The 14,694-nt window shown below is 60.5% G+C and carries 11 protein-coding genes; 7 read left to right on the forward strand and 4 right to left on the reverse strand.

All coding sequences use genetic code 11. The annotated features are described in order from the left end of the window. Window positions 1-70: 70 nt before the first annotated feature. Window positions 71-1,093: an AraC family transcriptional regulator GliR gene (gene gliR / locus SOP97_RS08690; RefSeq protein ID WP_322948954.1), complete on the reverse strand. Its 1,023-nt coding sequence runs from the start codon at window positions 1,091-1,093 to the stop codon at window positions 71-73. Window positions 1,094-1,233: 140 nt separating this feature from the next. Here gliR and SOP97_RS08695 point away from each other — a divergent pair, with 140 nt between their 5' ends. From SOP97_RS08695 to SOP97_RS08705, 3 genes are all read left to right on the forward strand, one after another. Beyond that, complete coding sequence (locus tag SOP97_RS08695; RefSeq protein ID WP_322948955.1) at window positions 1,234-2,829, forward strand: FAD-binding oxidoreductase; 1,596 nt, start codon at window positions 1,234-1,236, stop codon at window positions 2,827-2,829. Window positions 2,830-2,831: 2 nt separating this feature from the next. Beyond that, window positions 2,832-4,415, forward strand: coding sequence for a glycerol-3-phosphate dehydrogenase/oxidase (locus tag SOP97_RS08700; RefSeq protein WP_322948956.1), 1,584 nt, complete (start codon window positions 2,832-2,834; stop codon window positions 4,413-4,415). Between the two features lie 64 nt (window positions 4,416-4,479). After that, a complete protein-coding gene (locus SOP97_RS08705; protein WP_322948957.1) occupies window positions 4,480-6,039 on the forward strand; it encodes an FGGY-family carbohydrate kinase in 1,560 nt (519 codons plus the stop codon). Between the two features lie 175 nt (window positions 6,040-6,214). Here the strand turns inward: SOP97_RS08705 and SOP97_RS08710 are convergent, their stop codons facing one another. Further along, a complete protein-coding gene (locus SOP97_RS08710; protein ID WP_322948958.1) occupies window positions 6,215-6,913 on the reverse strand; it encodes a pirin family protein in 699 nt (232 codons plus the stop codon). Window positions 6,914-7,131: 218 nt separating this feature from the next. On the opposite strand from SOP97_RS08710, the gene yegS reads away from it, so the two are divergent. Beyond that, the gene (yegS, locus tag SOP97_RS08715) at window positions 7,132-8,028 is read left to right on the forward strand and encodes a lipid kinase YegS (protein ID WP_274088636.1); all 897 of its coding nucleotides are present in this window, start codon (window positions 7,132-7,134) and stop codon (window positions 8,026-8,028) included. A gap of 140 nt (window positions 8,029-8,168) precedes the next feature. Next, window positions 8,169-9,104 (forward strand): chemotaxis protein CheV, encoded by a 936-nt coding sequence (locus tag SOP97_RS08720; protein WP_322948959.1) that lies wholly within the window; start codon window positions 8,169-8,171, stop codon window positions 9,102-9,104. A 29-nt stretch (window positions 9,105-9,133) separates the two neighbouring features. Here the strand turns inward: SOP97_RS08720 and SOP97_RS08725 are convergent, their stop codons facing one another. After that, the gene (locus tag SOP97_RS08725; RefSeq protein ID WP_274088634.1) at window positions 9,134-9,613 is read right to left on the reverse strand and encodes a DUF1499 domain-containing protein; all 480 of its coding nucleotides are present in this window, start codon (window positions 9,611-9,613) and stop codon (window positions 9,134-9,136) included. On the opposite strand from SOP97_RS08725, the gene SOP97_RS08730 reads away from it, so the two are divergent. Continuing rightward, window positions 9,612-10,418 carry an MOSC domain-containing protein gene (locus SOP97_RS08730; RefSeq protein WP_274088633.1) on the forward strand — a complete coding sequence of 269 codons (807 nt, stop codon included), beginning with the start codon at window positions 9,612-9,614 and terminating at the stop codon, window positions 10,416-10,418. The genes SOP97_RS08725 and SOP97_RS08730 overlap by 2 nt on opposite strands. Before the next feature lie 49 nt (window positions 10,419-10,467). On the opposite strand, the gene SOP97_RS08735 is transcribed toward SOP97_RS08730, so the two are convergent. After that, the gene (locus SOP97_RS08735) at window positions 10,468-12,393 is read right to left on the reverse strand and encodes a transglycosylase SLT domain-containing protein (protein WP_274088632.1); all 1,926 of its coding nucleotides are present in this window, start codon (window positions 12,391-12,393) and stop codon (window positions 10,468-10,470) included. A 369-nt stretch (window positions 12,394-12,762) separates the two neighbouring features. Between SOP97_RS08735 and SOP97_RS08740 the strand changes: the two genes are divergently transcribed. Next, window positions 12,763-14,676, forward strand: a complete 1,914-nt coding sequence (locus SOP97_RS08740; protein ID WP_322948960.1) for an ATP-binding cassette domain-containing protein — start codon at window positions 12,763-12,765, stop codon at window positions 14,674-14,676. Window positions 14,677-14,694 lie beyond the last annotated feature (18 nt).

Genomic DNA, 14,694 nt, shown 5'->3' on the forward strand with positions numbered 1-14,694 from the left:
CCCTACGGTTGAGGGCATGGCGAGTCTCCGGGAGTAGGTTGGATTGCGCTTCACCCATCCACCCAGGGCGTCAATTGTTGCGTTGGCTTTCGCGAAATTCGCCCGGGGTCTGCCCGGTCCAGCTCTTGAAGCTGCGGTGAAATGAGCGTGATTCGGTAAAGCCCAGATAGCTGGCGATATCCTGTATCGCCAGGTCGCTGCGCAGCAGGTAGTGCTCGGCCAGTTCCTGGCGCAACTCATCGAGAATCTGCTGGTAGCTGGTACCGGCCAGTTGCAAATGACGCTGCAGGGTGCGCACCGTCATATTGAATTTCTCTGCCACGCGCTCCTTGCGTGGCAAGCCATCCTTGAGCAGCAGGCGCAGGGCGTTCTTTACCCGTTGCGGCAGCGGCTCGTTGTCGTCCAGTCCGGCCATCAGGGTCAGGGCATGCTCTTCCAAGGTCCGTAGCAGGTTGGCGTCGGCTTGGCGCAGCGGTACCGCCAGGTACTCCAGTGGCACGATAAGCGCGTTGCAGCTTTGCTGGAAGCGAATCGGGCAGCCGAAAATCGCCTGGTACTCAGCAATATCGACGCCCTCAGGCAGGGCATGCTCGAACCACACCTCCCGCGGCGAGCTGTCCGAATCGGAGATCCAGCGTGCATACAGCAGCCAGGAGGCCAGCACGTTTTCCACCATATGGCGGCGGATCGGTTCGGCCTGATGGCGGCAGGTCCAGATCAGGCGAACGTGGTCGCTGGACGCCTCGACCCGGCTAACGCCCATATCGCCCACCAGTTTTTCATAGGGCACGATGCGGCTCATGGCCTCGCCGAGGGTCGCGCAGTTCATGGTGATATAGCCGAGCACGCTCCAGGAGCCAGGCTGCACAAAGCGCGCGCAGTGCAGGCCGAATAACGGATCGCCAGACACCCGTAGCAGGTGCGCAAGCAGGCGTTCGTGGGTTTCGCTGGGGATGCGCTTGCCGTTGTCGGCCAGGTCCTCGGCCTTGATGCCGGCCGCCGTCAGTGCCTGGTCGATATCCAGAGTCAATTGTTCAGCATGGCGCAGGTACTTGAGCAGCGAGGGAACGGAGGTATAGCCGAGGTTTTCCATGAGCCTGCTCTTACTTATGAGTGCATATTCTGATTGTCTTGATTGGCGATAACGCCTGGCTCGATACGACAGTGACGCTTTGTAACGGCCCGCTAGTATAGGCAGCCATCAAGGGTGACTGAAATATCCGGGAGACACAGATGCGACGTTGGAACGGCTGGGGTGATGAAGCAACAGTGGTGGAGCTGCCGAGCCATGGCGAGGCTTTTCTTGCCGAACTGGTCGGCCCTGGCCAATTGCTTGCCGATGCCAGTCTGGAGCAGGTGCTGGCGCAGGTGCCGGCCTCACGTCTGCAGGCCCATCCGCTGATCTGCCTGAATGCCGAAGACCGTGTGCGCCATGCCCGCGGCCAGAGCCTGCCGGACTGGCTGGCGATGCGCTCGGGTGATTTTGGCGTGTTCCCCGATGGCGTGGCCTATCCGGAGAGCGCCCCGCAGATCCGCGAGTTGCTTGCCTGGGCCAGTCAGCAGGACCTGATCGTGATTCCCTATGGCGGCGGCACCTCGGTGGCAGGGCATATCAACCCGCAGGCTGGCAGCAAACCGGTGCTGACCCTGTCGCTTGAGCGCATGGGCAAACTGATTGAAATCGATCACGACAGCCTGATCGCTACCTTCGGCCCCGGCGCCAATGGCCCGCAAGTGGAAAGCCAGTTGCGCGCCCAGGGCTACACCCTTGGCCATTTCCCGCAGTCCTGGGAGTTGTCGACTTTGGGTGGCTGGGTCGCCAGCCGTTCCAGTGGTCAGCAGTCGTTGCGCTACGGGCGCATTGAGCAGCTGTTTGCTGGCGGCAAGGTCGAAACCTTCGCCGGCACCCTGGAGATTCCGACCTTTCCGGCATCTGCGGCCGGGCCGGACCTGAGGGAAATCCTGATGGGCTCGGAAGGGCGCTTCGGCATCATTTCTGAGGTCAAGGTGCGTATTACTCGCCTGGCCGAGCAGGAGAGCTTCTACGCGGTGTTCCTGCCTAATTGGCAGCAGGCGTTGAGCGCTATTCGCGGCCTGGCTCAGGCACGGGTGCCGCTGTCGATGCTGCGTCTGTCCAACGCCATCGAAACCAAAACCCAGCTGGCTCTGGCCGGTCATCCGCAGCAGATTGCCTGGCTGGAGAAATACTTGGCCCTGCGCGGCGCTCGTGGGGGCAAGTGCATACTGACCTTCGGCGTCACCGGTAGCCGTACACAGAACGCCGCGTCGCTAAAACAGGCGAAGCAACTGCTTAAGGGTTTTGGCGGCATCTTTACCGGCACTCTGCTGGGCAAGAAGTGGGCAGAGAACCGTTTTCGTTTTCCCTACCTGCGCCATGGTTTGTGGGCCGCCGGTTACGCGGTGGACACCCTGGAAACCGCCACCGATTGGAGTAATGTCGACAGCCTGCTGAACAAGCTCGAAGCCAGTTTGCGCAACGGCCTGGGTGAAGAGGATGAGCAGGTACACGTGTTTACTCACCTGTCCCACGTCTACAACGAAGGCTCGAGTATCTACACCACTTACGTGTTCCGCCCTGGCAGTGATTACAGCGAGGCCATGGCGCGCTGGCAAAAGCTCAAGCATGCCGCTTGCCTGACCATCGCCGAGAACCGCGGCACCATCAGCCATCAGCACGGTGTGGGTCGTGATCACGCGCCTTACCTGCCGGTAGAGAAGGGCGAGCTGGGCATGGCCACGCTCAAGGCGCTGGCCGGGCACTTCGACCCTGAGCAGCGCCTGGCCCCTGGCGTGCTGATTCAGGATTGATGATGACTCAGTGGAACGCCCCCTGGCGCGAGCAGGCGCTGCCTGAACTGGCTGCACGCGACTGGGATTTGATCGTCGTGGGCGGCGGTATCAGCGGTGCCGGTATCCTCCGTGAAGCGGCGCGGCGTGGCTGGAAGTGTCTGCTGCTGGAGCAGCGCGATTTCGCCTGGGGCACCTCCAGTCGCTCCTCGAAGATGGTCCACGGCGGCCTGCGTTATATCGCCAAGGGCCAGTTTGGCCTAACCCGTGATTCGGTACGCGAGCGCGAGCGTCTGCTGCAGGAAGCGCCGGGGCTGGTCGATCCGCTGAGCTTTATCATGGCTCACTACCAGGGCGGCTTTCCCGGGCCCAAGGTATTTGGTGGCCTGCTGGCTGTGTATGACGCCCTGGCTGGCAAGCGCAACCACCTGTATTACCCGCTGCAGCAACTGCGCTACCTGGCACCTGGCATCAAGGAAGGCGGCTTGCTCGGCGGTACACGATTTTTCGATGCCGTGACCGACGATGCACGCCTGGTGCAGCGAGTGCTCGGTGAGGCCCGCGCCGAAGGGGCGGAAGCGCTCAACGGCATGCGTGTGGTTGAGCTGCTGCGTGAGAATGGGCGGGTCACCGGCCTGCGCGCCGAAGACAGCGAAACAGGCTTGCGCTACAGCTTTAAGACCCGTGCGGTGGCCCAGGCCACCGGGGCATGGGCCGATCAGCTGCGGCGCAAAACAGGGCTGGAACATATCCGCCCGCTGCGCGGCAGCCACCTGCTGCTGGCGGCTTGGCGTCTGCCGGTGGCGCATGCCTTTAGCTTCATGCACGCGTCTGATAAGCGCCCGGTGTTTGTCTTCCCTTGGGAAGGCGCAACGGTGATTGGCACCACTGATCTGGATCACCCGGCACCGTTGGCTGAAGAAGCACGGATCAGCCCGGACGAAGTCACTTATCTGCTCGATGCCTGCGCTCAGCAGTTTCCCGCAGCCGGGATAGGTGCGGCCGATGTGCTGTCGACCTGGGCCGGCGTGCGCCCGGTGGTCAGCGATGGTGAGTCGGGACGCAAACCCTCGGATGAAAAGCGCGAACACGCACTCTGGGTTGAGCCCGGCTGCGTGACCCTGGCCGGCGGCAAGCTGACCACTTTCCGCCTGCTGGCGCTGGAGGTGCTGCAGGCTTGCGCGCCGATGGTTGGCCGCACGGTCGACGACCATGGCGCGGCGACCTTTGCCGCGCTGTCCAGCCAGCCGATGCCAACGCTAAGCCCGGCTCAGCAGAAGCGCCTAATCGGTCGTTATGGTCGGGCGCTGCCGCAATTGCTGGCGCTGATCGACGAGCTAGGTGTTGAGCGGGTAGTCGGTACGGACACGTTATGGGCCGAACTGGCGTGGGCCGCCGAGCAGGAGTTGGTGCTGCATCTGGATGATCTGCTGCTACGCCGTACCCGCCTAGGTTTGTTGTTGGCTCAGGGTGCTGCCGCCGAACTGCCGCGTATCCGTGCATTGTGCCAGGCGCGGTTGGGCTGGGATGACGCGCGTTGGCAGCAGGAAGAGCAGGATTATCTGGCGCTCTGGCAGCGCTGCTACAGCTTGCGCATCGGCGACTGATTAACAGCCAGTAGCCCGAATGCAATCCGGGCTACTAGCGTGTATTTACAGAAAGGGTTGTGCCTTGAGCGATAAAAACTACCTACTGGCCATCGATAACGGCACCCAGAGCATCCGGGCGCTGCTGTTCGATCTTCAGGGCAACCTGCTCGCCAAGGGCAAGGTAGAGCTGGAGGCCTATTACTCCAAGCAGCCTGGCTGGGCCGAGCAGGACCCCGAGTATTACTGGGCCAGCCTGGGCCAGGCATGCGCGCAGCTGTGGCAGCAGGTGGATATCGACCGCAGTCACATCCGTGGCGTATCGCTGACCACCCAGCGCGGCACCCTGATCAATGTTGATGAGCAAGGCCAGTCGCTGCGTCCGGCGATGCTCTGGCTGGATCAACGCCAGGCCAAGGTCGAGGGGCGGATCAGCGGGCCCTGGGGTTGGCTGTTCAAACTGGCGGGTCTGCAGGCTACGGTTGATTATTTTCGCGCCCAGGCCGAGGTCAACTGGATCGCGCAGAACCAGCCAGAAATCTGGGCCAATACCCACAAGGTGCTGCTGCTCTCAGGCTTTCTCACTCACCGGCTGTGCGGCCAGTTTGTCGATTCGCTGACCAGTTGCGTGGCCTACCTGCCGTTCGACTACAAGCGTCTGCAGTGGGCCAAAGCCGGCGACTGGAAATGGCAGGCCATGCCGGTGCGCCGTGAGCAGTTGCCGGAGCTGTGCAAGCCCGGTGAACGGCTCGGCCATATCAGCGCAGCGGCCAGCCGCCATACCGGGATTCCCGAAGGCCTGCCGCTGATCGCTGCCGGCGCCGACAAGGCTTGTGAGGTACTCGGTGCAGGCGGTGTGGAGGCGAGCACCGCCTGCCTGTCCTATGGCACCACGGCAACGATCAACACCACGCGCCGCAAGTACCTGGAAACCATTCCGCTGATTCCGCCATATCCCTCGGCGATTCCCGATCACTTCAATACCGAGGTGATGATCTATCGCGGTTTCTGGATGGTCAGCTGGTTCAAGCAGGAGTTCGGCCTACGCGAGATGCAGCGCGCCAAGGAGCTGGGCGTCGAGCCTGAGGCGTTGTTCGATGAGCTGGTCAACAGCGTACCAGCCGGCTCCATGGGCCTGATGCTGCAGCCGTATTGGTCGCCTGGTATCCGTGAGCCGGGGCTGGAGGCCAAGGGTTCGATCATCGGATTTGGTGACGTGCACACCCGTGCCCATATCTACCGGGCGATTCTCGAAGGGCTGGCGTATGCCCTGCGTCAGGGCAAGGAGAAGATCGAGAAGCGTTCGGGCACCCGTATCACCCGTTTGCGCGTCTCTGGCGGCGGTTCGCAGAGCGATGCAGCCATGCAACTGACCGCCGATATCTTCGGCCTGCCGGCCGAGCGGCCACATCTGTATGAAACCAGTGGTTTGGGCGCGGCGATCAACTGTGCGGTAGGGCTAGGCCTGTACCCGGATTACCCCACGGCGATCGCCGCCATGACTCGAGTTGGCCAGGTGTTTGAACCTAATCCTGAGGCGCAGCGCACCTACCAGCAGCTCTACACCCAGGTTTATCAACGCATGTACAAGCAGCTTAAGCCGCTGTACCAGACCATCCGCAAAATCACCGGCTACCCAGCGTAAAAGGCTGCTGCGCTACGCTGCCCGCAAGATTGCGTAGAACCTAGTTGCGATCTCGCGAGCTAGAGTCATGCAAGGCAAAAACAGGCGAGGAAGCGGAGTGTACTTTTGTACATGAGCATTCCAAGCCTGTTTTTAACGCAGCAGGACCGACGCGCAGCAGATCGCAGGCAGTTTCTTAGGCCACATCCACCAAGATTATTTCGCTATCTTCGATAGCCGTTACCCGGATCACTTCGACATCGCTGACTGCCACACCATCGCGAGCCTGGGCGCTTATGCCGTTGACCTCGATACTGCCGCTGGCGGCTACCAAGTAAGCCCGACGCGCTGCACCAATCGGGTACTCGGTGCTCTGGCCTGCTTGCAGGGTGGCGGCCGCCATCCGTGCATTGGTGCGGATCGACAGCGCGTCCTGATCTTCGGCAAAGCCGCTGGCCAGCGTGACGAAGGCACCGGCGCGCTCACCTTTAGGGAATGGCTTGGCCCCCCAAGATGGCGGCAAGCCGGACTGGTTGGGCTGAATCCAGATCTGGAAGATTTTGGTGGTGGTGTCTTCCAGGTTGTATTCGCTGTGGGCAATCCCGGTGCCGGCGCTCATCACCTGGACATCACCGGCTTCGGTGCGGCCATGGTTACCCAGGTTGTCTTTGTGGGTGATGGCGCCTTGGCGTACATAGGTGATGATTTCCATATCGCGGTGCGGATGGGTTGGAAAACCCGTCTGCGGCGCGATTTCATCATCGTTCCACACCCGCAGCGGGCCCCAGCTCATGCGCGTCGGGTCATAGTATTCGGCAAAGGAAAAGTGATGACGGGCATTAAGCCAGCCGTGATGGGCACCACCGAGTTTGGCGAAGGGGCGTACTTCGATCATCTGCATATCCTCATGAATGAGCACCGGCGCTTGCTGCGGTGTTCGTGGGCAATGGATAGATGATCCAATAAATCAATACGATTAAAAATGCTTAAATATTGAGCTTAATAATCGTTATTTTTGATGTTTTTATAAGCTTCGGTTTGCCACATCCTGGCGGATCCAGTATCAAATGGCTGTGCTGAGTATTTGTCTAAGGCGTGAAAAGGAAGCCGCTAATGCAGGAACGTAAAGCACTGTTAATTCTGCATGGCAAGCAAGCGCTCAATACCGAAGTGAGAGCGGCCGTGCAGGCACGCCGTAAAGAGGGTTGGCAGCTGGACGTGCGCGTCACCTGGGAGGCCGGTGATGCGCAGCGCATGGTGCGCGAAGCGTTGCAGGCGGGTTACCCAACGCTGGTCGCCGGTGGTGGTGACGGCACCCTGCGTGATGTGGCCGAAGCCATGGCGCACGCTAAAACCAACGCCAGCCTGGTGTTACTGCCATTGGGCACCGCCAATGATTTTGCTCATGCCGCCGGGGTGCCGCTGGCGCCCATGGCAGCGCTGGCCTTGCTGGATGAGCCGGCGCAGCCGATTGACTTGGGTGAAGTCGACGGCCAGGTGTTCCTCAACATGGCCACGGGCGGTTTTGGTTCCAGCGTCACCGCCAACACCTCGGAAGAGCTTAAGCGTGTCTTGGGTGGGGCCGCTTACTTGCTGACAGGGTTGAGCCGCTTTGCCGAGGTAGAGTCGTCGTTTGGTCGCTTTTCCGGGCCAGATTTTCAGTGGGAAGGTGAGTTTATCGCCCTCGGTATTGGCAATGGTCGGCAGGCTGGCGGTGGGCATGTGTTGTGTCCGCAGGCGCGGGTTAATGATGGCCTGCTGGATGTGTGCATTGTGCCGGCAGCAGCTGATGTGGTCGGCACCCTGGGCACGCTATTGTCGGGCGGCATCAATGGCTTGCAGAGTGTGGCCCTCAGTGCGCGGCTGGCTTGGTTAGAGGTGGATGCCCCGCAAGGCCTTGATCTCAATCTGGACGGGGAGCCGATGGGAAGTCGTCAATTACGCTTTGTTGCCCTGCCGGCCGCTTTACGGGTGCATTTACCGGCAGGTTCGCCGCTGTTGCAGGCCTAGCTTGTCCCTGATGGGCCTTTGCGAGGCCCTTGTTGCACGATGCGCTTCGTTATCTGCCTTTAGATGGGCGGCCTATAGCCGATACACTAGGGCATGGCCATTTGAACTAGGCTAAATCGATCAGTGAACAGGAGCGCATGATGGCCGGTATTCTCGACTCAGTGAACCAACGTACCCAGCTGGTGGGCGAGAATCGCCTGGAAATTCTGATGTTCCGCCTGGTTGGCCGGCAACTGTTTGCAATCAACGTGTTCAAGGTGCAGGAAGTGCTGCAGATGCCCAAACTGACGTTGATGCCGCAGCGTCATCGATTTGTCTGCGGGGTGGTCAACTTGCGTGGGCAGACCCTGCCGGTGATCGATTTGTCCCAGGCCATCGGCATGCGCCCCATTGTGCCGGATGAGCGCAGCACCATTATCGTTACGGAATACAACCGCTCGGTGCAGGCTTTCTTGGTCGGCGGTGTCGAGCGCATCCTCAACCTCAACTGGGAGTCCATCTTGCCGCCACCAGGTGGTGCAGGACGACAGCATTATCTGACGGCGATCACCAAAGTCGAAGACCAGATTGTTGAAGTTATCGACGTGGAAAAAGTACTGTCAGAAATTACCCCTATGAGCACCAAGGTTTCGCCGGAGAAGCTTGCCTCTCCGCTGCTTGAGCATGCGCGTGGTCGCGAAGTGTTGTTGGTGGACGACTCGAACGTCGCAATTACCCAACTCAAAGGCACCATGGCGCAGCTGGATATTCGCTGCCATTGCGCCAGTGATGGTCTGCGCGCCTTGAACTTGCTGAAGAGTTGGGCGGATGCGGGCATTGATGTGCACGAAAAGCTGCTGATGGTGATTACCGATGCGGAAATGCCAGAGATGGATGGCTACCGCCTGACCACGGAAATCCGCAACGACCCGCGCCTCAAGAATTTGTACGTGGCGTTGCACACATCGTTGTCCGGCAGCTTCAACGAGGCCATGGTGAAGAAGGTCGGCTGCGACAACTTCCTGTCTAAATTCCAGCCGGACAAGTTGGTGGATGTCGTGTGCGACCGCTTGGCACTTCTGCACTCGGCTGACTAGCTAGGCCCTGCGTTTGCGTCAGGTCTGGGCTATTCGCTCAGGCGCTGGCGCAGTTGCTCAATGCGCTCGCGGTTAACGTCAAAGTCCGCATAGCCCAGGCGTGACGCCGAGCGCACATCCACCGCAGTTGCGCCGACCATAAACTCCACATCATCCACAAAGCGCATCAGCTTGCTGCTGAATTCTGCGCGCAAATACCCCGGTGCTTCATCCACCAGAAGCGCCCGCGGTTCATTGCTGATCAGGGCTTTAAGGCGTGCTTGGGTTTGCTCGGGTGAGCCCTGCAGGGGCAGTGGTTTGATGGCGTGTTGGGCATCGCTGGCCTGGCTGTTTACGCAGTTTGGTGAATCTGGGCAGGCGGCCAAACGACCATTTTGGATGCCTAGGTTGTCCGGCGGGCTGCCGCTGCAGGCGCTTAGCAACGTGGCAAATGACAGCGCCAGGGCAGGCTTGTAGGTGCGGCGGCTTACTCGTATAAGTGCATTTTGCCAAAAGGAAGTTGGGTTCATGTTGCATCTCTCCGGGTTGTACCGCTATCCACTGAAATCAGCGATGGGTGAAGCCCTGCGCGAAACGGAGCTGGACACCTTGGGCGTGCAGGGTGACCGACGCTGGATGGTAGTCGATACGCAAACGGGGCGCTTCCTTACCCAGCGTTTGCTGGCGCAGATGACGCAGCTGCAGGCGCGTTGGCTGGGGAGCACGCAGCTGCAGCTAAGTGCGCCAGGTATGAGCGATCTACAGGTGGTGGTGCCGGATGAGCAGGCGTCGCTGCGCGCTGTGACGATCTGGCGTGACAGCCTGCAGGTGCCAGATGCCGGTGATGCGGCTGCACAGTGGCTGAGCGAGTGGTTGGGGCGTGCCTGCCGGCTGGTGCAAGTATCAGAGCCGCGTGCACGGCAGGTTGATACGGCTTATGCCGAGGCGGGTGACAAGGTGGCGTTTGCCGATGGCTTTCCTTTGCTGCTGATCGGCCAAGCGTCGCTGGATGACCTCTCGGCGAGGGTTGGCCGGCCGTTACCGATGCTGCGTTTTCGTCCCAACCTGGTGGTCAGTGGCAGCGCGGCTTATGCCGAGGACAGCTGGAAGCGGATTCGTATTGGCGAGTTGGAGTTTCGCGTGGTCAAGGGCTGCTCACGCTGCATCATGACCACCCTCGACCCACAAACCGGCAAGCGCAGCGCAGACCGTGAGCCGCTGACCACGCTGAAAACTTACCGTGAGCGTAATGGTGAGGTGTTTTTCGGACAGAACCTGATCGCCTGCGGCGAGGGCTATTTGCGGTTGGATATGCCGGTTCAGGTGTTGGAGTAGGGCGGCAATGCACGCTCAACAGGTGCTGTTGAGCGTGCAGGATGAGCCTTTACTGGTCGAAGTAACGCTCGTGCCACGCCACCAAGGGCTGCGGCGCGTTGAGTTTGTCGCCATAGATCACTGAGTAGGACAGCACGTTCTGCACATATTGGCGGGTTTCATCAAACGGGATGTTCTCGATCCACACGTCATATGACAGGTGATCCGCCCCGCGCAGCCACTGACGAACACGGCCTGGGCCAGCGTTGTAGGCCGCGGAGGCGAGCACGCGGTTACCGTTGAACTGGCCGTATATCTGGCTCAGATAGGCCGCGCCCAGTTGAATATTGACCTCCGGTCGGTAAGCCAGCTGCGGCGATGACAGCGGAATACCGAAGCGTTTGGCGGTTTCCTTGGCCGTGGCGGGCATCAGCTGCATCAAACCCATCGCCCCAACCCCGGACTTGGCGTCGGACATAAAGCCACTTTCCTGACGGGTGATGGCAAATACCCAACTGGAGTGAATGTCGCGGTTGCGTGCCTCGCGCACCAGTTGCTCACGGTGGGCCATTGGGAAGCGCACATCCAGGTCGTCCCAATACTGCGCTTGGCTGATGGTGCGAATGGCGGGGAAGTACCAGCCCATCTCGTAGGCCAGGCGCGCCTGGGCGACCATTTCATCGCGGCTAAACAAACGCGTGACGTTGTACCACTCGCGCCGCCCATCGGCGACCTGGCCACGGGCGTGGAACTCCAGGGCGCGACGAATGGCCGCCGAGTTACGCACTTTGTTGATGGTTTGCGGGCTCAGGGCCAGCGGCTTGTTTCTCAGCTGATAGGGCGCCTGTACTTGGTCGGCGGCCATAAAGCCATAGAAGTCACGTTCCTTGGCCAGCGACTGGTACAGGGCTTTTGGCGCCTGGCTGTTGGGCTGCGCGAGTTGCAATGTGCGCGCCTGCCAGTAACGCCAGCGGTTGGTGTTGCCGAGTTCGGCGGGCATTTGGTGGGTTAGCTGGTTGGCTTCCTCCCAGCGGCCCAGGCGCAGCAGCAAGCGCGCGCGCCACTCGCTTACAGTGTTGTCACGCAGCTCGGGGTCATACTTGGCCATTACTTGCAAGGCACGAGCATCGAACCGCTTGGCCAAGGTCAGGCCGATTTCGCGGGCGATGGCGACTTGTTCCGTGCTGGAGAACTTCATGCGCTGGGCATAGCTGTCGAGCAGTTTGAGCGCGCTTTCCGGGTCCTGACGGGCCAGGCGGCGCAGGCCAAGGCCGACGATGTCAGCGCTGGCTGGGTCAGTTTGTGTGAAGCGACTGGTTTGTTTCAGCAGCTCAGGCTTTTGCGCGACCTCCAGCAGGTTTTTGCCCTGGTTGCCCAGCGGCGGCAGGCTCTTGATCAGGTGGCTGAGCAGGCCATAGTTACGCGACTCGGCTGCCAGTTTGGCGCGCTGCCAGCGTTTCTGTTCAGTGAGCTGGCCTTCCGCCGCCCAGCGCTCGAATAGCGGGTCGCAGGCATTGGGCTGCGATTTGCCCACCAGCCAGAGTTTTTCGGCGGTGGCATTACCTTCAGCGCGCATGCCATGGCTCAGTTGGTACTGGCCATACAGGCAATCGAGTTCGGTGAAGTTCAGCGCCGGGTCGTAGTGGTTGATAAAAGTCTGCCATTCACCGCGCTCGGCCAGCCAACGCAGCCAACGCAGCTTCATCCAGTTGATTTGCGGCAGGTCACCATGTTCAGCGAGGAACTTCTCGATCTCGTCATTGCTTGCCCATTTCAGCCGCGCCGTCAGCTCGTCATAGGCCAGGTAAGGCTCCAGCGGGTAGTCGCGCAGAGCGTTGGCATAACGCTGGTAAGGCTCTTTGTCACCTTTGGCCAGTGCCGCTTTGGCCTGGTCGTAATACTGGCGTTGTTGCGCCAGGGTGGCGGCCTGCGCCGCAGATAACCCGAAGGAGGACAGCAATAGGCAGGACAATAGGTTGAGCAGGGGACCGCGCATGATACTTCCAGGCAAATAGTGCGTATGACCCTAGCTTAGTCCTTTGCCTGGGGAGGGTGAAGGCTCAAAGCGTTGCAGCGCGTAATTGCTGCGATGGGGCTTCGCTTAATGGTCGATTAGGCGTGCTAGAGCGCTTGCCGTCAGGGTTGTGTGGTGCGGAGGCTGGGGTTACCTCGGCCGCTGGCGAAATTGCCTGCTCGGCCTACGCGCTTCTCGGTTAGAATGCGCGCCCTGTTTTGCGGCTGCTTTGGGCATCTGCAGATGATTTTCTGGGTGTTTCAGGTTACCGCTGTACGTTTGATGCAACGAAGTGCGTTGCTCAGCCCCGGTTGACCGGCTTTCACCCGTCGTTTTTTGTTGAGGCGTGCCATGACCCTGCTCAAGTTCACCGATATTTCCCTGGCCTACGGCGCAATGCCGCTCTTGGACAAGGTGTCTTGGCAGATCGCCCGTGGCGAGCGGGTGTGCATCATCGGCCGCAACGGCACCGGCAAGTCGAGCATGATGAAGCTGGTCAAGGGCGACCAAAAAGCCGATGACGGTGCCGTTTGGCGCGCGCCAGGGTTGAAGATCGGTGAGTTGCCGCAAGAGCTGCCGGTAGCCGATGACCGTACGGTGTTTGATGTGGTCGCCCAGGGTTTGGACGGTGTAGGCGAACTGCTTGCGCAGTACCATCACCTGGCGCAGAACTGCGTCACCGAAGACGACCTGAATAAGCTGATGCACGTGCAGCAGGACCTTGAGGCCCGTGACGGCTGGCGCTTGCAGCAACTGGTCGACAGCACCCTGAGCCGCTTGCAGTTGCCGGCTGACAAGACTCTGGCTGAGCTCTCGGGCGGCTGGCGCCGTCGCGTGCTGCTGGCCCAAGCGCTGGTCTCCGAGCCCGATTTGCTGCTGCTCGACGAGCCGACCAACCACTTGGATATCGGTGCGATTGCCTGGCTGGAAGAAGCCTTGACCGATTTCCAGGGCGCGGTGCTGTTTATTACCCACGACCGTTCCTTCTTGCAGAATCTGGCTACGCGCATCCTCGAACTGGACCGTGGCGGCCTGATCGACTGGAACGGCGACTACGCTAGCTTCCTGGTGCACAAAGAGGCCACGCTGGCCGCTGAAGAAACTGCCAACGCGTTATTTGACAAAAAACTGGCCCAGGAAGAAGTGTGGATTCGTCAGGGCATCAAGGCTCGCCGTACCCGTAACGAAGGCCGTGTGCGTGCTCTCAAGGCCCTGCGCGTGGAGCGTAGCGAGCGCCGTGAGCGTACCGGCAAGGCCAATATCATGCTGGAAACTGCAGAGAAATCCGGCAAGCAGGTGATGGTCCTGGAAAACGTCAGCTTCGCCCACCCAGGCGGCCCGTTCCTGATCAAAGATTTTTCCATGGTGCTGCAGCGTGGCGACCGTATTGGCCTGCTCGGTGCGAACGGTACTGGCAAGACCACATTGCTCAAGCTGATGTTGGGTGGCTTACAGCCCACCAGCGGCGAGGTGGCCGAAGGTACGCGCATCGATGTTGCGTATTTCGACCAGTTGCGGCACCAGCTCGACCTGGAAAAGACCGTGATCGACAACGTTGCTGAAGGCCGCGACTTTATCGAAATCGACGGGCAGAACCGCCATGTGCTGAGCTACCTGGGCGACTTCCTGTTCAGCCCGCAGCGTGCGCGCACGCCGGTTAAGGCGTTGTCCGGCGGTGAGCGTGCTCGCCTGTTGCTGGCCAAGCTATTCAGCAAACCGGCCAACCTGCTGGTGCTGGACGAACCGACCAACGACCTCGATGTGGAAACCCTTGAGCTGCTCGAGGAGGTGCTACTGACCTTCCCGGGGACCGTGTTGATGGTCAGTCACGACCGGGCCTTCCTCGACAACGTCGTGACCAGCACCCTGGTCTTCGAGGGTGAAGGCAAAGTGCGTGAATACGTCGGTGGTTACCAGGACTGGCTGCGCCAGGGTGGTTCACCGCGTTTGCTCGGCGTTGGCGAAAGCAAAGCCGGTAAACCTGAACTGGCCACCGCGGTGGTTCCGGCGCCGGTTGAGGCCGCGCCTGTGGCTACAGATGCGAGCAAGAAAAAGCTCAGCTACAAATTACAGCGTGAACTGGAAGCCATTCCTGGGCAGATCGATGTGCTTGAAGCGCAGGTTGCCAGCTTGCAGGAGCAGATCGGCTCGCCGGCTTTCTATCAGCAACCAGCGGAAAAAGCCGCTGAAGTACTGGCTAAGTTGCAGGCTGTGCAGCACGAGTTGGAACAATTGGTTGAGCGTTGGGCCGAGCTGGAAGGCTAATCCCGCGCCCTAGTAAAT

The sequence above is a fragment of the Pseudomonas spirodelae genome (genome assembly GCF_034653255.1).
In the GTDB taxonomy this organism is placed as follows: Bacteria; Pseudomonadota; Gammaproteobacteria; order Pseudomonadales; family Pseudomonadaceae; genus Aquipseudomonas; species Aquipseudomonas spirodelae.